The organism is Nitrospiria bacterium (assembly GCA_036397255.1).
In the GTDB taxonomy this organism is placed as follows: Bacteria; Nitrospirota; Nitrospiria; order DASWJH01; family DASWJH01; genus DASWJH01.
The window spans coordinates 12,007-34,003 of the sequence record DASWJH010000062.1 but is presented as its reverse complement, the minus strand read 5'-3'; the positions used below and the strand labels follow the sequence as shown (position 1 = coordinate 34,003).

Annotated in this window: 21 protein-coding genes; 9 read left to right on the top strand and 12 right to left on the bottom strand. The window is 45.3% G+C overall.

Going from position 1 to position 21,997, the window contains the following annotated elements; genetic code table 11:
• Positions 1–176 precede the first annotated feature (176 nt).
• Both VGB26_08530 and VGB26_08525 read left to right on the top strand, forming a co-directional pair.
• Positions 177–665 carry a histidine kinase dimerization/phospho-acceptor domain-containing protein gene (locus VGB26_08530; GenBank protein ID HEX9757832.1) on the top strand — a complete coding sequence of 163 codons (489 nt, stop codon included), beginning with the start codon at positions 177–179 and terminating at the stop codon, positions 663–665.
• Entirely contained in the window at positions 646–867 is a 222-nt protein-coding gene (locus tag VGB26_08525) for a hypothetical protein (GenBank protein ID HEX9757831.1), read from the top strand. The genes VGB26_08530 and VGB26_08525 overlap by 20 nt, the downstream gene beginning before the upstream one ends.
• Before the next feature lie 46 nt (positions 868–913).
• Here the strand turns inward: VGB26_08525 and VGB26_08520 are convergent, their stop codons facing one another.
• The 4 genes from VGB26_08520 to VGB26_08505 all read right to left on the bottom strand — a co-directional run bounded on the left by VGB26_08520 (position 914) and on the right by VGB26_08505 (position 5,505).
• Positions 914–1,816, bottom strand: coding sequence for a branched-chain amino acid ABC transporter permease (locus tag VGB26_08520; GenBank protein HEX9757830.1), 903 nt, complete (start codon positions 1,814–1,816; stop codon positions 914–916).
• Between the two features lie 413 nt (positions 1,817–2,229).
• The gene (locus tag VGB26_08515) at positions 2,230–3,363 is read right to left on the bottom strand and encodes a branched-chain amino acid ABC transporter substrate-binding protein (protein HEX9757829.1); all 1,134 of its coding nucleotides are present in this window, start codon (positions 3,361–3,363) and stop codon (positions 2,230–2,232) included.
• 245 nt (positions 3,364–3,608) lie between these two features.
• Entirely contained in the window at positions 3,609–3,986 is a 378-nt protein-coding gene (locus tag VGB26_08510; protein HEX9757828.1) for a DUF1499 domain-containing protein, read from the bottom strand.
• Positions 3,987–4,185: 199 nt separating this feature from the next.
• The gene (locus VGB26_08505; protein HEX9757827.1) at positions 4,186–5,505 is read right to left on the bottom strand and encodes a TolC family protein; all 1,320 of its coding nucleotides are present in this window, start codon (positions 5,503–5,505) and stop codon (positions 4,186–4,188) included.
• 177 nt (positions 5,506–5,682) lie between these two features.
• On the opposite strand from VGB26_08505, the gene VGB26_08500 reads away from it, so the two are divergent.
• The 5 genes from VGB26_08500 to VGB26_08480 are packed head-to-tail and all read left to right on the top strand — an operon-like array spanning position 5,683 to position 11,998.
• Positions 5,683–6,366: a TIGR04282 family arsenosugar biosynthesis glycosyltransferase gene (locus tag VGB26_08500; protein ID HEX9757826.1), complete on the top strand. Its 684-nt coding sequence runs from the start codon at positions 5,683–5,685 to the stop codon at positions 6,364–6,366.
• Positions 6,367–6,423: 57 nt separating this feature from the next.
• Entirely contained in the window at positions 6,424–7,638 is a 1,215-nt protein-coding gene (gene hemW, locus VGB26_08495; protein HEX9757825.1) for a radical SAM family heme chaperone HemW, read from the top strand.
• On the top strand, positions 7,589–8,326 hold the full coding sequence (locus tag VGB26_08490; GenBank protein HEX9757824.1) for an ABC transporter ATP-binding protein: 738 nt from the start codon (positions 7,589–7,591) through the stop codon (positions 8,324–8,326). The genes hemW and VGB26_08490 overlap by 50 nt, the downstream gene beginning before the upstream one ends.
• An 11-nt stretch (positions 8,327–8,337) precedes the next feature.
• The gene (locus VGB26_08485; protein ID HEX9757823.1) at positions 8,338–10,890 is read left to right on the top strand and encodes an FtsX-like permease family protein; all 2,553 of its coding nucleotides are present in this window, start codon (positions 8,338–8,340) and stop codon (positions 10,888–10,890) included.
• On the top strand, positions 10,883–11,998 hold the full coding sequence (locus VGB26_08480) for a lipocalin-like domain-containing protein (GenBank protein HEX9757822.1): 1,116 nt from the start codon (positions 10,883–10,885) through the stop codon (positions 11,996–11,998). Before VGB26_08485 ends, VGB26_08480 begins: the two co-directional genes overlap by 8 nt.
• Before the next feature lie 28 nt (positions 11,999–12,026).
• On the opposite strand, the gene VGB26_08475 is transcribed toward VGB26_08480, so the two are convergent.
• The 7 genes from VGB26_08475 to VGB26_08445 form a co-directional block, all read right to left on the bottom strand.
• The gene (locus VGB26_08475; GenBank protein ID HEX9757821.1) at positions 12,027–12,671 is read right to left on the bottom strand and encodes a DUF3106 domain-containing protein; all 645 of its coding nucleotides are present in this window, start codon (positions 12,669–12,671) and stop codon (positions 12,027–12,029) included.
• On the bottom strand, positions 12,668–12,943 hold the full coding sequence (locus VGB26_08470) for a hypothetical protein (GenBank protein ID HEX9757820.1): 276 nt from the start codon (positions 12,941–12,943) through the stop codon (positions 12,668–12,670). The genes VGB26_08475 and VGB26_08470 overlap by 4 nt, the downstream gene beginning before the upstream one ends.
• The gene (locus VGB26_08465; GenBank protein ID HEX9757819.1) at positions 12,940–13,431 is read right to left on the bottom strand and encodes a zf-HC2 domain-containing protein; all 492 of its coding nucleotides are present in this window, start codon (positions 13,429–13,431) and stop codon (positions 12,940–12,942) included. Before VGB26_08465 ends, VGB26_08470 begins: the two co-directional genes overlap by 4 nt.
• On the bottom strand, positions 13,428–14,024 hold the full coding sequence (locus VGB26_08460) for a sigma-70 family RNA polymerase sigma factor (GenBank protein ID HEX9757818.1): 597 nt from the start codon (positions 14,022–14,024) through the stop codon (positions 13,428–13,430). The genes VGB26_08465 and VGB26_08460 overlap by 4 nt, the downstream gene beginning before the upstream one ends.
• Positions 14,025–14,114: 90 nt before the next feature.
• Complete coding sequence (locus tag VGB26_08455) at positions 14,115–15,776, bottom strand: DUF4382 domain-containing protein (protein ID HEX9757817.1); 1,662 nt, start codon at positions 15,774–15,776, stop codon at positions 14,115–14,117.
• Positions 15,777–16,058: 282 nt separating this feature from the next.
• Positions 16,059–16,427, bottom strand: a complete 369-nt coding sequence (locus VGB26_08450; GenBank protein HEX9757816.1) for a PilZ domain-containing protein — start codon at positions 16,425–16,427, stop codon at positions 16,059–16,061.
• A gap of 57 nt (positions 16,428–16,484) precedes the next feature.
• Positions 16,485–16,904, bottom strand: a complete 420-nt coding sequence (locus VGB26_08445) for a PilZ domain-containing protein (protein ID HEX9757815.1) — start codon at positions 16,902–16,904, stop codon at positions 16,485–16,487.
• A gap of 145 nt (positions 16,905–17,049) precedes the next feature.
• Between VGB26_08445 and pyrE the strand changes: the two genes are divergently transcribed.
• A complete protein-coding gene (gene pyrE, locus VGB26_08440) occupies positions 17,050–17,631 on the top strand; it encodes an orotate phosphoribosyltransferase (GenBank protein HEX9757814.1) in 582 nt (193 codons plus the stop codon).
• A 39-nt stretch (positions 17,632–17,670) separates the two neighbouring features.
• Here pyrE and VGB26_08435 read toward each other — a convergent pair whose 3' ends face one another.
• Positions 17,671–19,233, bottom strand: coding sequence for a SagB/ThcOx family dehydrogenase (locus VGB26_08435; protein ID HEX9757813.1), 1,563 nt, complete (start codon positions 19,231–19,233; stop codon positions 17,671–17,673).
• A 284-nt stretch (positions 19,234–19,517) separates the two neighbouring features.
• On the opposite strand from VGB26_08435, the gene VGB26_08430 reads away from it, so the two are divergent.
• A complete protein-coding gene (locus tag VGB26_08430; GenBank protein ID HEX9757812.1) occupies positions 19,518–21,764 on the top strand; it encodes an acyl-CoA dehydrogenase in 2,247 nt (748 codons plus the stop codon).
• Positions 21,765–21,997 lie beyond the last annotated feature (233 nt).

Here is a 21,997-nt window from a genome sequence, read left to right as displayed (position 1 = left end):
TGGAGATTGTGGCAGGAGAAAGTTCTTGTTACAGACTTCTGGCTTTTATTGCATTAAAGATGGAGCTGGCTTGGAGGAAAACGCCGGTGGGCAGGGTGAATCATAGATTACACTGGTTCACTAAATTCACACAAAATACTTAGCAGTACCAAAAAATCTATGCGGTGGGAAGAGATATGACGGAATTGAAACGAACCCATGCAGCCCTTCAGATGAAGAACGAACAATTAAGCTCTTTTGTCTATACCGTTTCTCATGATTTAAAAGCTCCCCTGCGTGGCATTTCTGGTTATACCGAAGAGCTTTTAGAGAGCCATCGGAGTGGTTTAAAGGAGCGATCCATTTTTTGTTTAGAAAAAATTCATTTGGCCACGAAAAAGTTAAATGCCCTGATTGAGGATCTACTTCATTATTCAAAATTAGAAACAGTGCGGATGGATCTTAAACTGACCCCTATCCAGAAATTAATTGAAAGCCTCATAGCAGATCAGGAAAAATCTCTGTTAAATAAGGACACCGAGTTTTCATTAGAAATCCCTTTTTTTACCCTCCGATGTTGGGAGCTGGGGATGAAACAGGTGTTTACAAACCTCATTGGAAATGCCATAAAATATAGCGGACAATCAAATCTGCCTCAAATTAAAATTGGCTCATCGTGGAAGTGAGTGGGTAAATTTTGTCATTACCCGCCTGTCCGGCAGGCACTTGCAGGCAGGGGAAAGCGGAAATCCAGGCTCTTCCCGTCATTCCCGCGAAACCTGTCCTCGAATGCCTCTATCGGGGAGCGGGAATCCAGAAGATGTTGATTTTAAAGAGCCTGGATTCCTGCCTGCCGGCAGGCGGGCCCGATTAAACATTCGGGAATGACGGGTATCGCGTATTTCACCCAAATGCTATTTTTGAAAATCATCCTTCAAACCTTCTCGGAAATTTTCTCTCCCAAAAGTCCCCTGGGACGAAAAACCAGTACCAAAATTAAAATGATAAAAGCAAAACCGTCTTTATACTCACTGGAGATGTAGGATGCTCCCAAACTTTCGACCAATCCCAAAATAAAACCACCCAGCATGGCCCCGGGAATGTTCCCGATTCCCCCTAAGACCGCAGCGGTGAAGGCCTTAATTCCCGCCACATACCCCATCGAGAAATTGATCAGCCCATAGTACATTCCCACCATGACCCCCCCGGCAGAAGCCAGAATTGAACCAATGACAAAGGTAATGGCGATCACTTTATTCACATCGATGCCAACTAAACCCGCCATCTCCCGGTCCTGTGAAGTGGCCCGCATGGCTTTTCCTAACCGTGTTTTTTGAATAAATAATGTGAGGCAGATCATTAAAACAATTGATGTTCCAATAATAAAAACCTGAAGAACACTGAATTGAATCCCCATAAACACCATAGAAACATTCGGGATGTTATGGGGAAAAACTTTATCCGTAGAACCTTGTGAGAGCATCACATAGTTTTGAAGAAAGATGGACATTCCGATGGCGGAAATGAGGGGGGAAAGCCGATGGGCATGACGGAGCGGACGATAAGCCACCCGCTCAAGAGTTAGTCCATAGGCCGCACAGAAAATGGCGGAAATGACAAAGACCAGAAGAAGGGATAAAAAAAAATGATCTTCGGTTAAACCGATGGCAGTCAAAAAAGCAAGAGATAGGATCCCCATATAGGCCCCGATCATATAGATTTCGCCATGGGCGAAATTGATCAGCTGGAGGATCCCATAGACCATGGTGTAGCCCAATGCAAGCAAGGCATACACAGCACCCAAAGCAAGTCCGTTGACCAACTGCTGAATGAACATTGAGTCAGGAAACCGATGGTCTATCCCACTGAGCGACGGGGACGCATATAGGTTAGGTCAATGAAGGAGGAATAATACTAAATTAATAACCAAAATTTTCTGTATATTACAGTTTTCCCCTTTTCTTTGCAATTAAATCCACTCCAGAAAAAAACTTTATTAATTTAATTTGGGTTTTGGAGTAATCCAGTGAAAAAGAAATACCCAAAAGCGTATAAAGTTTGAGCTGGGGAAAAAAAACCTTATTCGTCATTCCGACGAAAGTGGGAATCCAGTAAAGGATTCTGGGACACACCTTGCCGTAATGACAAAATTTAACCACTCACTTTTACGATTAGCCTTTTTTGTTATTTTGTTATTTTATTTTTTCCTTTATCTACCCTCTAACCTCCAACCCTCCCTCGGGTTGGTTTTTAATTCCCCCCGGGTTTCCAGAACTCTTTAAATTCTCCATTCTCTGTGACCCAAACAATATATTGAGTAAAGACAAGATCTCCTTTGAGATCAAACTGAAGATTTCCTGTGATCCCTTGGGTAGAGGAGGTATGAATGGCTTGGCTAATGCCAAACCCATGGGTTGTTTCAGCCCTTTGAATTCCATTGAGCAATACCTGGGCAGCATCATAGGCATAAATGGAATAGGGTCCAGGTTCACCATAGCGTTCCCGGTACTTTTTCAAAATCTCTTGCACAGAGGGAAGTTTTGTTACATCCGCACTATAGGTCAAATAAGTCCCTTCCGCTGCGTCACCCGCAATATCGATGAAAACCGGGTCAATGACCGCATCTCCCGTTAACATGGGAACGGATAATCCCACTTCTTTTGCCTGTCTGGCAATAAGGCCTGCTTCCGTATAGTACCCCCCAAAAAAATACACTTCCGGTTTTTTGGAAGCCACGGTAGTCAAAACCCCTCGGAAATCTTTGTCTCCCTTAATAATCCCTCCCTCGTAAACCACTTCCACATGGTTACCCAAGGCCTTTTGGAACTCCTCCGCCAAGCCCTGACCATAGGTGGTCTTATCGTGAAGGATGGCCACCTTCTTTGCTTTGAGTTGGGTGAGAATAAATTCGGCGGAAACCTTACCCTGCTGGTCATCCCGCCCAACCACACGGAAAACATTGGTGTAACCCTTTTCAGTAATTTGAGGGTTGGTGGAGGCGGGGGTAATCATCGGAATTTCCTCACGATGATAAATCTCTAATGCGGACATGGTGGAACTGGAATCATAATGGCCTACAACACCAACCACTTTGGAGAAAACCATTTTATGGGCTACGGCTGCAGCTTGTTTTGGGTCTTGCTGATCATCCCCAACCATTAGTTCAATTTTTTTTCCAAGAACCCCTCCCTTTTCGTTCCATTCGGAAACGGCCAATTCCACACCGTTTTTAATATCCTTCCCTTGTTTAGTTTGATTTCCCGTCATGGGACCGGCTACTCCAATCTTAATGGTATCTCCTCCTTTTTTATCACATCCCAAAAAGGAAGAAACCGAAAAGAACAAGAAAAATAGAGAAAATAATAAATTTAAACTTTTCTTCATTTTTGCCCTTTAAATATTGAGTTGGCTCTGGATTCCCGTTTCCACGGGAATGACGATCATTTCTTATTATTTGTAACTCGGGAACTAAAATCCAAATAGACGTTGAAAAAAAACAATTCCTGTCATTCCCGGATGGTTTTATCGGGAATCCAGTGGGTTTAAAAACCTCGAATTGTGGATCCCCCCCCCTTTAAGCATACGGGGAAATGGTTCGCCAGAATGACGCCTGAAGGTAAGTGTCTACCCTATTTATTAAAATTTATCTCATTCTCAGCGACCTCTCCAAGGGTTCGAAAAAATAAACGGATGTTCCTCGCATTTTGTCCTAAATCTCCCTTCCCGATCCGGGAGGCAGAACGGACTTGGACTACGGTCCCTTTGGGATTTTCCTGTAATTGGATGGTTATATCATCGATAAAACGGAAAATCCGTGTGGTGGCTTCCGCCCGGATTTCTCTTTGAGCCGTGTCGGTATTGACCACCCGCCAACGGGGTAGGGATTGAACAGTTTTAACCGCAGATTGAAAAACTTTTTCAATGGAAAGGGAAAAAGATCTAGGCTGTATGTCAGGGTATTCAGGGGTTTTACCCGTTTTGACGACATTAATGACTGGCCAGAACATATCTACCCATTATTGGATCTCTGGATTCCCGTTTCCACGGGAATGACAACCTTATTTTATTAGTAAAATGTTCGGGACCACACACCAGATAGACGTTGAGAAACCCACTTACTGTCTTTCCCAAATGTTTCATCGGGAATCCAGATAGAATTAAATTAAAAGGTCCAGGTCTCCCCGGTTCACTGGAATGAAGGCATAATTACATACTGCTTTGGACACTTTCCATTACTTTTGAAAGAAAGAGGCCAACACTTTTCTGAAGGGTCAGGATGGCAACATGCCGGTCAAAAGACGCGTTGTTAACATCCCGTTCCGCTTCAATTAAAGTCTGGTTCGCATCCAGTAATTCCACATTGGTCACCAAGCCATAGGTAAACTGTTTGGATACCATCTCGTAGTTTTTCTGGGCGAAAAGAACTTGGTCCCTTCTGGATTCCAATTGCCGCGTCACCGCCTCAAGGGTCAGGGAGGCCCTGGTCACTTCCATATCCACCTCCCTTCTGAGTTTGGAGGACTGTAACCGGGCCTGTTCAACATTGGAGCGCGCTTGGGCCAACTCCGCCTTCCGAAGCCCTCCTTCGAACAGGGGAAATTCAAACCGTCCTCCCACCATCCAGCTATCTTGAATAAAGAAACTTGATTTGGGGTGCTGCTCTCTGTACCAATAGGTGGCTTCCAGTGAAAGCGTGGGGAAAAAATTTCCCCGGGCAAACTTTACCCTTTGCTCCGATATTTTTTCCTGCTTCAAACTTCGTATAACGTCATTCCTTTTCTCAATGGCGATTTTTAAAAGGGTGGCGTCATTCACGTTGGGAACATTCGGGATAGGAGGCTCCATCAACTCAAAATTTCCGGGAAGATCCGCCAATATCTGAAGTTCTCGGCGGAGGACCATCAAATCATTTTCCAAGGAAACCAATTCTGCTTGAGCTCCCGCTAATTCCGCCTTTGCCCTGAGGAGAATGGATTCGGTCACCTCTCCCACCCGGAAACGCAGATCGGAAAGTCTTTGATGTTCTTGAAGCCGCTCCACATTGCGCTGATTAGCATCCCGGTTTTTTTGCGCTTTAAGGGCCTCATAAAAAACCTCAGCCGTCCGAAAAAGACTGGATTCAATAGACAATTTAAGGTCCTGTTGTGCCACCTCTATTTCATTTTCCGCAATCCCAATCCCTGCACTGTTTTTTCCTCCGGAGTACAAAGGCTGCTCTAACGTTAAGCGTGCTTCATAGCTATCATGGGGTTGAAGCAGAAACTCACCTCCAGAGGTTCCTAATTTTTTTGGAGAATGATCATATTCAGCGGTCGCTCTTAGCAATGGCAGAACGGTGGACAGAGCGCGTTTTCGTTCCTCTTCCGCATGGAAGATGGACTCCCGGCTAATTTGAATTTCTTCATTTTTCTCAAGCACCCGCTTATAAAGCTCTTCCAGGGTAAACGATTCTGCTTGGGCCATAAAAGAACCTGGGAACAGAAGCCAGATAAAAACCCCTATTAAAAAACCACCCCATTTGGTCATTTTTTCCCCTTTCTTATGTTAATCACAACAACGGCGAATTTTTCTATTTTATTCCTTTAAAAGGTATGAAGGCAAGGGAACCCCTTGTATTTTTCTGACCTCCAAAGGTCCTTGACAGAACGGATGGGTGACTGCTACCTTTCATCGTGGAGGGATATTTCTTTATAAATAGAGGAAATGACAAAAAACGCACTGGTTCTTTTTGCAAAAGCCCCGATTCCGGGAAAAGTAAAAACACGTCTCCTCTCCCACTTTAGCTCCGAGCAGGCCAGCGGACTTTACCAGGCCTTTGTGGAGGACTTGGTCGAGTCTCTTTGCAGCTTACCTTATATCACTCTTTTCCTTTCCTGCCCCCCTCCTATGGATCACCCTTTTTTCTCAAACCTTGCAAAAAAATATCCTTTAACCCAAATAGAACAAAAGGGGGAAGATTTGGGGAAGCGGATGGAGAAAACCTTTATTGATCTTGGAAAAATGGGAATTAAAAAGAGGGTCATTATCGGAGCGGACAGCCCAACGCTGTCTCCTCTCCAAATTCAAGAAGCATTTGAAAAATTAAACGATTACCCTCTTACCCTGGGGCCCAGCCATGATGGCGGATATTACCTGATCGGGATTTCCCGTGAAACCCCACCGATCTTCAGTGAAATCACATGGGGGACCAACCAAGTGATGACCCAAACTCTAAAAAAATTGGGTCATACCACTTTCAAGCCTCACCTCCTTCCTTTTTGGTATGATGTCGATACACCCGAGGATGTTTACTTTCTGAAGGAGCACTTGAATCACCTCAACCAATTAGGGCAAACTATCCCTAAACGGACTAACCAATACCTAGAGAACCTATTGTTAAAAAATTAAAAAGGCCCGGCACCCCTTATTCCATTCCTTAACCCTTCGAATATGACATTAAAATTAATGAATGAAAATAAAACACGGACTTCCTGTTCGGAACCTTTTGGAATTTATATTCATATCCCTTTTTGCCCCGTCCAATGCGATTTCTGCGCTTTTGACACCCATCTGATGGACCGGTCCCTGATTCTCTCCTACATCACAGCAATCAAAAAAGAAATCCACTCCCATCAAACGGACTCTCTTTTAAATGGAAGAAAGATTTCCAGTATCTACTTTGGGGGAGGAACCCCCTCGCTATTGAAACCAACCACCATCAACGAAATTATTTTGGAAATTCAAAACATCTTTGGTTGCACATCCAACTGTGAAATATCGCTGGAGGGTCACCCTTTGACGGTAGATTTAAAAAAACTTCAAGGATTTTTCGGAGCAGGAATTAACCGATTTAGTTTAGGGTTTCAAGCTTTAAGCGATCAGGATCTTTTATCCATCAAAAGAAACCATCGGGCCACGGTGTCTTTCCGCGTGTTCAAAGAAGCCAGAGAAGCCGGTTTTAAAAACATCAGTTGCGATCTCATGTTCGGCCTTCCCGGTCAAAATTTGCCGGGTTGGCAGGAAACACTAGAATCCCTCCTTCAATTAAAACCCGAGCACATTTCTCTCTATGCACTGACGGTCGAGGAGAATACACCCCTTCAAACCGAAATCATGTCCGGAATTACGGGATACCCGCAAGAGGAAGTTCAAATGAAGATGTACGATTGGGCTTGTGGACAATTATCAAAAGATGGGTTTTACCCTTATGAAATCTCCAATTTTTCACAACCGAAATATGAATCAACCCACAACCGCCTCTATTGGCGCCGGGGGGATTATCTTGGAATAGGCTGCAGCGCCCACTCTTCCCTGGGGGAGCACCGTTTTTCAAATGTAAAAACGCCTGAAGCCTATGAACAGGCCATTACTGAAAAAGGGCATGCCGTCATTGAAAGGGAAACCTTATCAACGGAGAGACGTTTTTTAGAAGCCATGGTTTTCGGATTAAGGCAGTATCAGGGAATATCCCTCCCCCAACTTGAGAGGAGATTCTCCTTTTCTACACCCCTTTCCATTAGAAAGTGTGTTGAAAAACTTCAAAAGGATGGCTTAATTTTTTTATCCTCTCCTCTTCATCCTGAAACGGAAAAAACCTTTCGATTAACCCAAAGGGGGGTTCATCTGGCCGATGAGGTGGCCCTTCACCTTCTCGCACACGACGCTCATGGTCGAAATTAAAAACGTCACGAAGGTTTACCAGCAAAACCTAAAGCCGGTAGAAGCGCTAAAAGGAATTTCCCTTTCACTGGATAAAGGTCGATTTATCTCTTTGATGGGCCCCAGCGGGTGCGGGAAAAGCACCCTCATCAACCTTTTGGGAGGCCTGGACTTTCCCACCTCAGGGGAAATTCTGATCGATCAGAAATCTACCGGGCATTTCACGGATGATGACTGGACCTTTTTAAGACGGAAAAAAATCGGAATTGTTTTTCAGTTCTTCCATCTTCTTCCCACACTAACCGCTGTTGAAAATGTTTCTCTTCCACTTTCTCTTCAAGGCCTCTCACATTCTGAAGTTCAACACCGTGCAGAGGAAGCCCTTGCCAGAGTGGGTCTTTCTTCACGTCTTCATCACCGACCCTCAGAACTTTCGGGAGGAGAAATGCAAAGAACGGCTTTGGCCCGGGCCCTTGCTCCCAAACCCCTTCTTCTTCTGGCAGATGAACCCACCGGCAACCTAGATTCAATAATCGGGGCGGAAATCCTCCGTCTTTTTCGCCAAGCAGTGGATGACCTGGGCTGTACACTCCTCATGGCGACCCACAGCAGGGAGGCTTCCCTTCACGCGGACCAAATTATTTCAATGCGAGATGGGAAAATTGAACGGATATCACCTGGGTCAGGAAACACTCTACAAGGGGACTAAAAGGAGATTTCATGGCGGGCCTTCTTCGATTCATCACCCTTCGCCATCTAACCGGTGAGCCCAGCCGTACCTTTTTAACCCTCCTGGGTGTCGCTTTGGGGGTTTCGGTTTTTTTGGCTATTCGTTTGGCAAACCAAAGCGTGGTGGCCTCTTTCCATTCCTCCATGGAATCCGTAACCGGGAAGGCCACTTTACAAATCCGGGGAGAAAGTTTTGGTTTTGACGAAAATGTTATACGAATTGTCCGAAAACAGCCGGGTATTGTTCATTTGGCCCCGGTCATTGAAACATCGGTGGGAATAGAAGAATTTCCCGGGGAAACAATGGTGGTCATCGGAATGGATCCCCTCGAAGAACAACTAATACGAAGTTATACCTTAAACAAAGAGAACGATGAAAGAGATCTCTTCCGCATTCTACTAGAGCCCACCACCTTACTGGTTACCCAAACCTTTGCGGACCGGCATGATTTAAAAATGGAGGATTCACTTACCCTTCTGCTCAATCAGAAGAAACACTCTGTGACCATTAAGGGAATCCTTGAGCCTCTAGGTCCTGCAAAAGCGGAGGGGGGACTTTTAGCCTTTATGGACATTTCATCCGCCCAATGGATTTTTAACAAATTAGGGAAACTGGATCGAATTGATCTCGTAACTAATCCTGATCAGCCGGTTGAACGGGTTCAAAAAATTCTACAAGAGGTTTTACCTAAAAACCTCAGGGTACAAAGACCTGAACGACGGACCGTCCAGGTGGAGGGGATGCTTAAGTCCTTCCAGATGAACCTAACCGTTACAGGGGGAATTGCTTTACTGGTGGCGCTTTTTCTGGTGCACAATACCATGACCATTGCCGTGGCCAAGCGGAGAAAGGAAATCGGACTTTTAAGATCGCTGGGGTGTACGCGAAAACAAATCCTAACCATGATGACACTGGAGGGCCTTCTCCTTGGTTTTTTGGGATCCATTCTCGGGGTCATTCTTGGACTGATCCTGGCCCGATGGACTCTACAAGCCGTTTCTACAACAGTGTCCTCGCTCTATCTTCCCATCCGAGGGGAGACCCTTCACCTTTCCCCTTCTCTCATTTTGGAGGCAATCGGTTTGGGTACGAGCGTCTCTTTTATGGCGGTTCTTTCCCCTGCCATTGAAGCCACCCGGACTCTCCCAAGGGATACCCTCCAATCCGGATTTTTTGAAAAAAAACCGGTTTTTTCAATTGGACCACGGACTCTTTTAGGCCTTTTTCTCATCTTCATCTCCTTACCTCTTGCTTTTTGGGCTCCCTGGGGAGAATATACCGCCAACGGTTATCTCTCCTCCTTTTTCCTTCTGTTAGGAACCCTATTTCTGGTTCCGTTAATGTCATCTCTCCTAAAAAACATTTTAGTAAAAAGTAAAAAAACCACTTCCATCCTTTCATTGGCTTTGATTAACCTTAACGCTTCTTTACAGAGAACCACCAGCGCAACCACCCCACTTTTGGTGGCGTTGGCTTTAATGGTCGGGATTCTTCTAATGGTCCACAGTTTTCGAAATACCGTTGATCGATGGATTCATGACACCATTCGCGCAGATCTAATCGTCGTTTCAAAAACGTGGGATTTGCAGGGATCCGATGCCTCCCTCCCAGAAAACACAGTAGGGTTACTGGAACGGTTGCCCGGGGTAATGGCAGCGGATGGGTACCGGGAAATCCAGACCTACCTCAAAGATGAGCCCATTAACCTGGTGGCTCGGAATTTGGACATTCATAATCGTTTTAGCCAATATCTCTTTTTGGAGGGAGAGTCTTCTTCCATTTTATTGGCGGCCAGTCAGGGAAAGGGGTTTCTTCTTTCCGAAACTCTTTCTAATCGATTTCGCCTTCAAAAGGGAGACCGGATCCGTTTAGATACACCTCAGGGTCTTTTGGACCTTCCCATTCTGGGTGTTTTTTATGACTATTCAACCGATGGAGGCCGGGTCTTAATGGACCGAAGCCTCTATCGCCGTTACTGGCCCCAAGATGACCAGGTTAGTGTGGTGGCCCTTTATCTGGATCCCGAAATACCTTCGGAAATTTTTCGGAAAAATTTAATCACCGCCATTGACGACCAATCCTTTGTCACCATCAATAACCGAGAACTCCGGGAGGGGGTAATGGAGGTTTTTGATCAAACCTTTGCCATTACCTATGCCATGGAGTTGATCGCGGTCATGGTTGGGTTGTTGGGAATATTCAACACACTGCTGACCTCCATCCTTGAGCGTAAAAGGGAATTGGGAATTCTCAGGGCCATCGGGATGAGTCAGAACCAACTGGTCAAAATGATTCTCACAGAGGGGGGGTTGATCGGTTTAACCGGGGCCCTTCTGGGAGGTGGAGCGGGGATCGGGCTCTCCTTGATCTTAATCCAGGTCATCAACAAACAGACTTTCGGGTGGACCATCCATTTTAGTCTTTTCCACCCTTTTCTTTTTGTGGTGTTCGGCTTGGTCCTACTAACCGCTGTGATTGCCAGTCTACTTCCGGCCAAAAAGGCCATAAACATTCACATTGCCCAAGCTGTCCATTATGAATAAAATTTTTTGGATTGTTTTTTTCTCATTCCTCCTTTTATGGAGTTCTCCCACCTTCCAGACAAAGGCATCGGATCCGGTGTTTGAGAAAGCCCTTCCCGGGTATTCTTTTTCATTTCCAGCGGACCATGGGTCTCATCCCTCCTTTCAAACCGAATGGTGGTACTACACCGGCCACCTTGTGACGGAGGATCAAAGGGAATACGGATTCGAGCTCACTTTTTTCCGGTTTGGAATTGACCGCTCATCCAGTCTGGAAAATCCCTCCCGTTGGGCGGTCAAAGAAATCTATATGGCTCATTTTGCAATCTCGGACATTCACCAAACGGAATTTTTTTACGGGGAGAAAATCAGCCGTGAGGCACTGGGAAAAGCGGGGGCAAAAGTTGCCCAACTCTCGGTATGGATTGACGATTGGAGGGTTGAAGAAAAAAAGGGGTTTCATGTTTTGGTCGCAAACCAAAACCTCTGGGGAATCGATTTAAAACTGGCCTCCGATAAACCACCCGTCATCCACGGGGAAAAAGGAGTCAGTCAAAAAGGAAAAAAGCTTGGAGAGGCCTCCCATTACTACTCCCTGACACGGATGAATATCCAAGGAACCCTTCAAAAGAACGGGTTAAAATTTCCCGTCAAAGGAACCGCCTGGATGGACCATGAATTCAGCACCCATTCCATGCCGGAAGACCTGGAAGGATGGGACTGGTTCAGCATCCAATTGGACAATCAATGGGATCTGATGATCTATCAACTCCGGCAAAAAGACGGAACCCCCTCGCCTTTTTCCAGCGGAAGTCTAATTGATCCCCAGGGAAACCGGGTTCCACTTCATCCACAAGATTTTCAGATTCACGTACTCGATCACTGGAAGAGCCCAAAAAACCAAGGGATTTATCCCATGGGGTGGAATGTTGTCCTTCCAGGGAGAAAGATCGATCTGACCATTATACCTTTTTTTAAAGAACAAGAACTCTCGACCCCTGAAAGCACACGGGTAACCTATTGGGAGGGTGCGGTTAAAATTAAAGGAAACTGGAAAGAAAACCCCGTTACGGGGAGAGGATATACCGAACTGACCGGTTATGCAAAAAAAACAAATGTTCCTAAATAACGGTTTTGGAATTCAAATCAACCCATTCCTACCTTCTTGGATGGTCTCTTCCTAATGGTTCTCTTTGGCGCTGCAAACGTTCCATGTTTTTAAGGTCCTGCATCTCACGGCGGAGTTCCTGGCGTCGCTGGATTCCTTGTTGCCCCCGTTTATCCAGTGGACTCATCGGATCTCGTTCAAACCGTCTGTCTTGACCTTTTAATTCCATTTGTCGTTGCTCCAAAAAACGTTCTCGCACCCCTTCTCTCTCTTTCGGCGGCAATTTTTGAAACCGTTCAAGCCGTTTTCTCATTTTTTGCTTTTCTTGGGGAGATAAGGTCTCCCACCGGTTAAACCGGTCTCTTAAAATTTCCTTCCTCTCCTCTGGGAGGTTTTGAAAATGTTTAAATCGGGTTCGAATCTGCTCTTGTCTTTCAAGGGGCAAATTCCGGAATCGTTCAAGTTTGGCACGGAACTTTTTCTTTTCCTCGGGGGTTAAAGATTTCCAAACCTCAAAATTTCTTCGAGCCCGGACCCTATCCTCCGGGGAAAGCTTCTCCCACCGTTCCTTTAGGTTTAATGGGAGGTCCATACTATCTTGTGCCATGGGGTGGAAATCCTGGGAAAATCCGATGGGCGGAAAAGTCCCAATCCATAATAGAATTAGGGCAAGAGGTGTGATCCAACTCTTCATGGCGTCTCCTCCTGATTTTGAGGGTTTCCCTCCGATGGGGTCTCCTTCTCTTCTTGAAAAATTTCCATCATTTCAATCAGTTCAAAATTTAAAAAAAGATCCAAATCCTTCAACATTTCGGATTCCACCCCTTTCTCCTTTTTTTGTTTCGGTGGCTTTTCTTCATTCTTTTTGAGAACTCTTGCCTCATCCGCTACACATGAAACCGGTATCATTCCAATGAAACAAACCAATAAGAAACCCGTCAGACCGAACGTCTTGTTCAGGATCATCCCTCTTCCTTTTCCGCCACATCCTTCTCCCACTCTGTCAAAAGATCTAATTCCTCCAATAGATCCACATTAGAGAAAAATTCTAATTGTTGAACCAATTCGATCTCTTGTTGAAAAGGAATTTCCGCAACCTTCTTTTTTAAACCTTCATCCCGCCAGAAAAGGATTGCCAGGAATACGAACCCGATTAAAACCGCCATGGATAAAACAGGGGCGGGCCGAAGTTGGGGCCAAATGATCCACGGTTCTTTTTTCTTTTGGTTTTCGATACGTTTTCGGACCGTTTGAGAAAAAGTTCCGGCCATATGTTCAGGCATGATTCCATAGGAGTCTTTTTCCGCAAGGGTTAATACTCTCTTCAACCCTTCCCACGATCCCCTGCAATTCTCACACAGGGCAAGATGCCCCTCCACTTCTTGAACTTCAGGGGATTTTAATTCTCCATAGTAATAAAGAACCAGCCGTTCATCCATGTTCTTACAATTCATTCTTCTTCCCCTGAAACAAACCGTTTCAACTGTTTCCGTAGATTTAGCGCCCCTCTGAACAAATGGCTTTTCACGGTTCCCTCGGCTACATTCAATACCAGTGAAATATCCCCAATAGGCATATCCTGGTAATGTCTTAAAATAAAAACCATTCGCTGCATGGGTGGCAAAGAGTCAATACAGGTCCTGATTTTTTCTTTTAGCTCCTGCTGTTCCAGAAGGCGCCCTGGATCAATAGGAGGATTGGGGTGGCTCATCTCCCTCTCCACTGCAACCGGAGACCCCTTCCCTTCTTGAAAAGCGGAAGGGGTCCAGAAAAACCACCGCTTTCTCCAGCGCTGATGATCAATGCAAAGGTTAATCAGAATCCGGCAAAACCAGGTAAAAAAAGTGGCTTTTTTCTCAAACCGACCGATTCCCTGGTAGGCCTTAACGAAGGCCTCTTGGGAAAGATCTTTGGCATCATCCTGGTTTCTAACCATACCCTGCGCAATTCGAAAGGCACTTTCCTGGTACCTTTCCACAAGAGTATCGAAGGCGGACCCATCTCCAGTTTGAACTCTCTGGACCAATTCCTCGTCAGAAAGGGACATATCCACGACTCATTCAGATCACCAATAGCCCACATAGCCTGTAAACCCTCCCATCCTAATGGGATACAGGGTCCCTCCCATGTTCAACAATCAATTTAAATTTGTCAAATCCTCCGGGGCAGAACCCACATGAACCGCCACCAAGATTAAATGGGGATGAAAACGCCTCAAGCTGAAGAACCCTCTGACCTCCACCCTCTGCCCTTCCAATAAGGTTTCAAACATCATCCCCTCATCAAAGGTGGTTTGATGAGTAACCAAAACCCTAATGGGGAGATTCACAGAAGTTTTTTGATCCGTGCTCCAATAAAATCCCGGAATATTCAAACCCAAAATAAAAGTCCCTACCTGAGGGTCTTGAGAATCAGGGTGAATTGAAAGGATTTCCCCAACCACATGGGCCTGCTTTAAACGCTTCACTTTCTTGGCCAGCACCTGAATGGGGTTTGGGTCTTGTGAATCCGGAGTATGGGGAATAATCCGTCCCTTGATAAATACAGGGTCTCCCTCAACAAGATCGGCACAAACCAATGGGGTTCCATCCCAATTCACCAACCGCGCGGAACCGATTTGAACCATAATGGTATTCTCCGGTTCAAGTACAATTTTAGCCAAATGAAGGCGGTATAGTTTCGCCCTGGGGTTCACCACTTGAATGGTATCAGGACAATTGGGTGGACCGGCAATTAATCCTCTAAAATGCTCCGGCTTGATTCTAATTTTCCGTGCAAGCAATTTTCCCGTTGAAGGATCGATTAATCCCGCGACTTTCACCCGCTGGGCATTGGCCAAGTCATTTTCTGAAAGAATTTCCCTCCCAATATGAATCAAAGTGGCCACATCAAAGGAAACGACTTGCTCCGTCAGATCCCTTTTGATCAAAACAAATTCCCGAAGGTTTAAATCCAAATCCTTGATCACGCCATGACGGTGGACATGATCCCGGTGAACCTCAATACTGGTGGCCTGAAGGATCCCTTTTCCGGTGAAATCGCCCACCACTTCTACTTTTTGAAGGACCTCAAGGTCATCAAATAACAAATGATTCCCTGCGGAATCGGTAACAATAGTCTCATCTGTGGTGTAAACCCTCACACTCATATGCCGCCCCAGGCGGAGCAAAAACCTCCTTTCACTATAATTAATGGTCTGAATCACCCCGATGGCATCCACCATATCCAAATTCGGTGTGGAATTATCCTGAATATTAACCAATACCACCGGTCGGATGACATATTTTCCATTTCCCGTTTCATGTATGTGGAGGGAATTTTCCACATCAAAATCCATCTGAATGACCAACTCTTCCCCTTCGAGCACCTGAAAGGACCCTTGTGGAACCAAATCCATTTTCCCCCCCGCCACCAGTGTAATGTCTTCGGGGGAAACGGGAATGCCATCCTCCAAAATGAGATTCGGGTCACTCACATGGAGGCGAATCTTATGATAAACCCCTTCAGGAATATCCGCTTGGGCTAAAAGCATATTCAAGCCATCCAATTCAAGGAGGTCAACCTTAATGGGTTTATCTTCTGGTAAGGGGACTAGAATTTGCCCATCCTCCCCCAAAAAAGCTATTGAGTTGATCGTAATTTCCACACTTTCAAAAGCATCGCTTGGGGCATCCGTCAAGACCACAGTCACTTTTCCAGTAGGATCGGGGGACCCCGTTGAATCCCCTGTACTACTTCCGCAAGCCACCAAAATTAAAGAAATGAGAATGGAACTTAGAAACCCAAAATAACCTTTCATTGAAAACCTCCTTTTTTTGCCTTAAACGATTCGTCATGCAAAAATCCGGTTAATTTAACTGGTTAGACGGTCGAGGCTATAAAGGGTTTACAATAGGTTTTAAAAAATATCTTGCTTTCTTTTTTAAATGAATATTAGTTTTTAAAAACAATGGGATAAGATGTGGACCTTAATTGAAAAAAATTTTAATTGGGGGATTTCAAGGTTTCTCCAAAAAGGGGTTTAGGAAAGGGGTCTAGTCAGGGGGTTAAGAGGAAAAAGGAAGGCAAACAATAAAAACCCCTATTTGGGAGGGCCGGCAAATTCCGATTCTTTCACATGAGCAAAAAGCCATGGGTTTTTTATTGGCTGAATAATCTCCTTAAATTCAATCCCTATAAAAAAGGCATCTTCCCAAGGATCAGAATATACTACCCGGCCGGTTACACTTTCAACAACCGTCTTTCCGGAGGTATTGGTAAACTGAAGCCTGGCGGTCACCTCCCGATTAACCTCCACGATGGACTTGGAATAAAAACCCAATCCGCTTCTGCTGATATCTTTAACATACGCTTCAAAACCACTCATTTCTCCGCGAGGAAAGACTCTAGCCACAGACCTTAATTCGCTCCTTTTATGGAGACGCTGACCATTCTTTGAATAATTAGCCATGGTTCACCCACTTGTTTTTTGGTATGGTTTATTTTCTAAAGAGTTGGAAGAGAGTTTTCAGGAAATGGTTTTCTTTAAAATCTCATGAGATATCTGCTCCGCATGATCAAGAAATCCCAACAATACGAAATGGTCATCCTCATTTAAATCAACAAACTGGACACCTACGGCATACACATCCCCAAGGCCTTTAACCCATCGAACCACCCCATTGGCCACCTCGGGCAGTCTGTCATTTTGATCCCCCATAAATCCTACTTTTAAGAGGATTTCGGAATTCCTCTGAAGGGGTTTTTGTGTATAAAACCCAAGGCCTCCCTTTCCAATACTCCACCCGTATGCCCCAAAACTGGTCTCTTCATTTGGAAAAAATACCTCAATCACAAAAGGAATCCCAGCCCGTATATATCGTCGACTCTCACCCATTTTAAATGATCGGAATTGTTTGTGCTTAAATAGGGGAAACCAATTATTCATTCTACCGCCAATTTGCTAGCTGTCAATAAAAACACGGGTTACCCAATACTCTTCCTCCCTGCCTTGACAAAAAGAGGGGATTAATGGAAAGATGTGCCCATTTCTAAATTCAGGATAGTTATTTTAGAAAAATGAGGAAAACCTTGTGGGAGCCGCTAAATTAGAGAACTATCAAAAAGAACTCCTTCATCTCCTTTTGCAAAAATCCTTTAAATATTCACCAGACCCTATTTTCACCCTCACTTCTGGGAAAAAAAGCTGTTACTATATTGATTGTAAAAAAACCACCCTGGACTCGCAGGGGACATTTTTAATTGGACAGATTTTATTTCACAGGGTAAAAGATCTTCCTGCTAAAGGAATTGGTGGATTGACGTTGGGGGCCGATCCCATCGCAGTATCCGTGGCTCTAACCAGCGCCATTTACAACCAACCGATTTCGGCATTTATTATCCGAAAAGAGCCAAAAAAGCACGGAACCCAACGATGGATTGAAGGGAATGTTCCTGTGGGGTCCAATGTAGTCGTAGTGGAAGATGTGGTCACCACAGGAGGGTCAACGCGAAAGGCCATTGAGGTACTAGAAAAGGAAGGTTATAAAATTCTCCGAGTTTTGGCCCTTGTGGACCGGCAGGAGGGGGGCCGGGAAAACATAGACCAAATGGGACATCACTTGGAAAGTCTTTACACGTTAAAAGATTTAATGCAGGTTTACAACCAGGGTTAAAATCCGCCCGAACCACCCTTTCATTGGATTGGGTCCTAACTATTCCACTTTAATTGCTCGTTGTTGGGCCCTTCCAAGTGTGGTGATGTATACCACAATTTGTTCGGGGTTTATTTGAAGTAATTTATTCACCTCATCATCAAAAAATCCCCCGATCCCGCTGGCCCCTAAACCCAAATGAACAGCAGCCAGATTAAGCCGTTGTCCAATGTGCCCCGCATCTAAATGTAAATACCGGTAGGCACGATCCCCATATTTCTGAACGGCGGCGTTTAGATCCGAGGTATGAATGAACACCACCGCTGCATCCCTTCCCAGTTCCTGGCCTAGGCAGAATTCCAGCGTTTGTTGTCTGAAATCCCCCTTCTGAATCAGGCGAAGCTCCTGACTTCCGGGGGCATAATAATAAATCCCGGGATCCATTTCCACCACTCCGTGAACCACCAGGTAGGTCTCCAGCAGGGAAGGATCAAACACTTGAGGAAGCCCTCGCCCGGTCGCCCCTTCTGCGTTTTTGATCACGGCAGGTTCATAGGCAAATGTTAAAATACTGGAGAGTTCATCTTTCAGGAAAGGTTCACCGGACAAAACCCGAGTCGACCGCCGATTCATAATAATTTTTTCAATATCCTTTTTCCATTCCAAGGGATAGGCTGTAAGGGGTGTTCGAGGCCGGTCACGGTATTTTTCCTCTAACAATTGATCATCGGGCAGTTCCCCCTCCTCAAAGGTTCCTTTTCCAATATAGGAAGCGCGGTGCAATTGCCCTAAAAGCCCTTCCCCCGGTAAACCGTTGGCCTCGTTTTTTTTCTCCGAGGGGTAAACTGAACTTCTTCGAATCTCCGTTCCGAAAAGATTTTCAAACCTGGGAAGCGCCACCAGCATCAATGTACCTTCTTTCTCCTCATCCAACAACAGGAGGTGATTTAATGCTGCATCAAAAAAACCGCTGATAGGATAGACCCCAAAACCCTCTTTAAAAGCATAACAGTTCAGGTTTCCCAAAATATGCCCGGTATCCAATAAAATCCGGCGGTAGGCCCTCTCTTGATAGCGCCAAGAGCTTCGATGAAAAACCGCAGTAAAAATGATTAATAATTGGGCCCGGTCAATGACTTCGTGACCAAAACCATATTCTTTAAATTCTTTCCAAAAGTCTCCCTCCCAGAGAGGAATGAGGGAGTGATCCTTCACTTGAAAATTATAAATGCCATTCTCCAAAGAAGGAAGATCCCGAACTGCAATATACAACTCGGTTGGATAAAGAGCCCCTGCAGAAGGAGCTGCCCGGTAGTATTGAACATTTCCAGGAGCAAACTCCAGCATTCCGGTCACCCCATTGGTAAAATAAAGAAGCCGGGAAATTTGAGCTAAGGTTCCTCCTCCCAATTCCTCCGGAACAGGATTCAATCCTTCACCGGTAAAAGGATTCTTACTAAAAGGAAGATAATGGACCAATTCCACCTTTCGATCGGAATGGATTTCTTTAAAAGGGGTCGGTTGAGAGGCCCAATCCAATTGCCGGGTATCGCGCATTAAATCTGAACGGATATACTTGGTTTCCTGGTGATAAACCTCAGCAAGAGACTTCTTTTTTTTCATAGATTTTTTCCTACCCTAATGAAAAAGTTTGTTGTGTTTAATGTAGTACATTCCAAATTGGACTGTCAACGGTTCCTTGGAATAAAGAGAATATATTTCAAAAAAACGCTAAGGTGAACCAAAAGGTCGCCCCCTTACTTCAACCCTTTTCCCTTTCCATTGGAAAAGTGGGGAAATTTTTAAAATAGTGATATAATTCGGGGTGAATTTAAGCCATCCAAAATTGAATCATCTGATCTTTTTTGAAAGAGATTTTTTTATAACAAGAATAGGAGACAGGCCCCATGGTCTTAAGGCGGAAATTAATCAGTGATCCCATTTATAGAATGGCGAAAAAAAAGTTGCCTCCCATGTCCGAGACCGAACGTGAGGCGATTGAGGCAGGAACAGTGTGGTGGGACGCTGATTTATTTAGCGGAAAACCCAACTGGAATAAACTTCAGTCATTTCCTCCCCCCACCTTATCTCACCGGGAACAGGCCTTTTTAGACGGTCCCGTTGATGAACTCTGCCGGATGTTGGATGATTGGAAAATCAATGAAGAGTTTCACGATCTTCCTCCCGAAGTTTGGAAATTTATAAAAGACCAAGGGTTTTTCGGAATGATCATCCCCAAAGAATTTGGGGGGCTGGATTTTTCCGCACTGGCCCATTCAACGGTTATTGCAAAAATTGTAAGCCGAAGCTTGGTTGCAGCGGTAACGGTAATGGTTCCCAACTCCCTTGGACCTGCAGAACTGCTTCTTCGCTACGGAACAGAAAATCAAAAACAGTTTTATCTGCCCCGTTTGGCCCGAGGGGAAGAGGTTCCCTGCTTTGCCCTAACCTCACCCACAGCCGGAAGCGATGCTGCCTCCTTGACCGATTCGGGGGTGGTATGCCGCGGGGACTTTGAAGGAAAAAAAGATATCTTGGGAATTCGGCTCACCTGGGAAAAACGATATATTACCCTAGCCCCTGTGGCCACGGTGTTAGGGCTTGCTTTTAAACTCTACGATCCCGATCATTTATTGGGTGAAAAGGAAGAGATTGGAATAACCCTGGCCCTGATTCCAACCAAAACACCGGGTGTCACCATTGGGCGAAGACATTCACCTTTAGCTATTTCCTTTATGAACGGCCCTACCAGCGGCCAGGATGTCTTTATTCCCCTGGAATGGATCATTGGAGGGGTTGAGTGGGCCGGTCAGGGTTGGCGGATGCTTATGGACTGCCTTGCATCAGGCCGTGCAATCTCCCTCCCGGCTTTGGGAACTGGTACCGGAATGCTGGCCAGCCGTTCCGTTGGAGCCTACGCGTCCATCCGGAGGCAATTTAAAACCCCTATAGGCCAATTTGAGGGGGTTGAGGAAGCATTGGCCAGAATCGGAGGCTATACCTATCTGATGGATGCAGCCCGTGTTATGACTGCGGGAGCGGTGGATCAGGGTGAGAAACCTTCCGTTATTTCTGCCGTTGTAAAATACCATTTAACCGAAACCATGCGCTGGGTGCTTAATGATGCCATGGATGTTTTAGGGGGAAGAGGAATCGCTTTGGGGCCCCGCAACTTTTTAGGACGGCTTTACCATGCCATTCCAATCAGTATTACCGTTGAGGGGGCCAATATTTTAACACGGAGTCTCATTATTTTCGGACAAGGGGCCATCCGGTGTCATCCTTGGGTTCTCAAGGAAATAAAGGCTCTTTCGGATCCGGATCCGCAACGGGGCTCAAAAAATTTTGATCGCGCTCTGTTCGGTCACGCTGGGTTCTTCATCGGAAATGGATTTCGTTCCTTTTGGCACGCTATCACCGGAGCACGATTAGTCCAGGCCCCCGAAAACCACCCCTCCAAACGGTTTTACCAAAATTTTTCCAGGTTAAGTGCATCGTTTGCTTTGATTGCTGATACGGCGATGATGATTATGGGGGGAACCCTGAAAAGAAAAGAAAGATTATCCGCCCGTTTAGGAGATATACTGAGTTATCTGTACTTGGGTTCGGCCTGTTTAAAACGGTTTGAAGACCAGGGAAGGCCCAAGGAAGATATCCCCTTCCTGGAGTGGGGTTGTGAGACCTGCCTTCACCGGATCCAACAGCGTTTGGATCAGTTAATCCGCTCCTTTCCCAATCGACCCGTAGCCTGGTTACTTCGAATACTGATTTTTCCCTTTGGAAAACCCTTTAAATCCCCCAATGACCGGCAAGTCCAAAGAGTCGCCCGCCTTCTGTTAAAACCCTCCCCTGCCCGCGATCGCTTAACTTCGGGAATATTTGTCTCTACTGATCCCACAGATCCCACGGGACGTCTGGAGGTTGCTCTTATGAAAATGATGGAAGCAGAATCCTCGGAGAAGAAACTCAAAAGCGCCGTGCGAACAGGAAAAATAAAGGGGGCTTATGATTCATCCCTTATGGAAAAGGCCGTTCAACAGGGGGTAATTACAAAAGAAGAAGCGGACTTGATTAACACTGCCGAAGACGCCCGCAGGGATGTCATTATGGTGGACGATTTCCCAAAGGAATACTGGGGAAAACCCAATCCATGACCTGTTTTATTATATTTCCTAAATTTCACCGGAGAAAATTCTGTCCTATCCGATAACTTTTAAATTGGGAATTTTTCTCATAAACATTTAAAAAATTTAACTTTCTCTCCTTTTCTTTACCTTTCTAAAAACCACTAAATCCAAACTTACTTTTTATTTTTCCCTTCTTTAGGTTCCCAAAAAGGCGAGATAGGTTGACATCGATTCGAAGTGAAAATTTAAGGTTTAAATTA

Excerpts from the sequence above, each read along its gene's own strand:
- VGB26_08530 (HEX9757832.1), top strand. The coding sequence starts at position 177 with ATGACGGAATTGAAACGAACCCATGCAGCCCTTCAGATGAAGAACGAA.
- VGB26_08520 (HEX9757830.1), bottom strand. The coding sequence starts at position 1,816 with ATGTTCATTCAGCAGTTGGTCAACGGACTTGCTTTGGGTGCTGTGTAT.
- VGB26_08515 (HEX9757829.1), bottom strand. The coding sequence starts at position 3,363 with ATGAAGAAAAGTTTAAATTTATTATTTTCTCTATTTTTCTTGTTCTTT.
- VGB26_08510 (HEX9757828.1), bottom strand. The coding sequence starts at position 3,986 with ATGTTCTGGCCAGTCATTAATGTCGTCAAAACGGGTAAAACCCCTGAA.
- VGB26_08505 (HEX9757827.1), bottom strand. The coding sequence starts at position 5,505 with ATGACCAAATGGGGTGGTTTTTTAATAGGGGTTTTTATCTGGCTTCTG.
- VGB26_08500 (HEX9757826.1), top strand. The coding sequence starts at position 5,683 with ATGACAAAAAACGCACTGGTTCTTTTTGCAAAAGCCCCGATTCCGGGA.
- hemW (HEX9757825.1), top strand. The coding sequence starts at position 6,424 with ATGAATGAAAATAAAACACGGACTTCCTGTTCGGAACCTTTTGGAATT.
- VGB26_08490 (HEX9757824.1), top strand. The coding sequence starts at position 7,589 with ATGAGGTGGCCCTTCACCTTCTCGCACACGACGCTCATGGTCGAAATT.
- VGB26_08485 (HEX9757823.1), top strand. The coding sequence starts at position 8,338 with ATGGCGGGCCTTCTTCGATTCATCACCCTTCGCCATCTAACCGGTGAG.
- VGB26_08480 (HEX9757822.1), top strand. The coding sequence starts at position 10,883 with ATGAATAAAATTTTTTGGATTGTTTTTTTCTCATTCCTCCTTTTATGG.
- VGB26_08475 (HEX9757821.1), bottom strand. The coding sequence starts at position 12,671 with ATGAAGAGTTGGATCACACCTCTTGCCCTAATTCTATTATGGATTGGG.
- VGB26_08470 (HEX9757820.1), bottom strand. The coding sequence starts at position 12,943 with ATGATCCTGAACAAGACGTTCGGTCTGACGGGTTTCTTATTGGTTTGT.
- VGB26_08465 (HEX9757819.1), bottom strand. The coding sequence starts at position 13,431 with ATGAATTGTAAGAACATGGATGAACGGCTGGTTCTTTATTACTATGGA.
- VGB26_08460 (HEX9757818.1), bottom strand. The coding sequence starts at position 14,024 with ATGTCCCTTTCTGACGAGGAATTGGTCCAGAGAGTTCAAACTGGAGAT.
- VGB26_08455 (HEX9757817.1), bottom strand. The coding sequence starts at position 15,776 with ATGAAAGGTTATTTTGGGTTTCTAAGTTCCATTCTCATTTCTTTAATT.
- VGB26_08450 (HEX9757816.1), bottom strand. The coding sequence starts at position 16,427 with ATGGCTAATTATTCAAAGAATGGTCAGCGTCTCCATAAAAGGAGCGAA.
- VGB26_08445 (HEX9757815.1), bottom strand. The coding sequence starts at position 16,904 with ATGAATAATTGGTTTCCCCTATTTAAGCACAAACAATTCCGATCATTT.
- VGB26_08435 (HEX9757813.1), bottom strand. The coding sequence starts at position 19,233 with ATGAAAAAAAAGAAGTCTCTTGCTGAGGTTTATCACCAGGAAACCAAG.
- VGB26_08430 (HEX9757812.1), top strand. The coding sequence starts at position 19,518 with ATGGTCTTAAGGCGGAAATTAATCAGTGATCCCATTTATAGAATGGCG.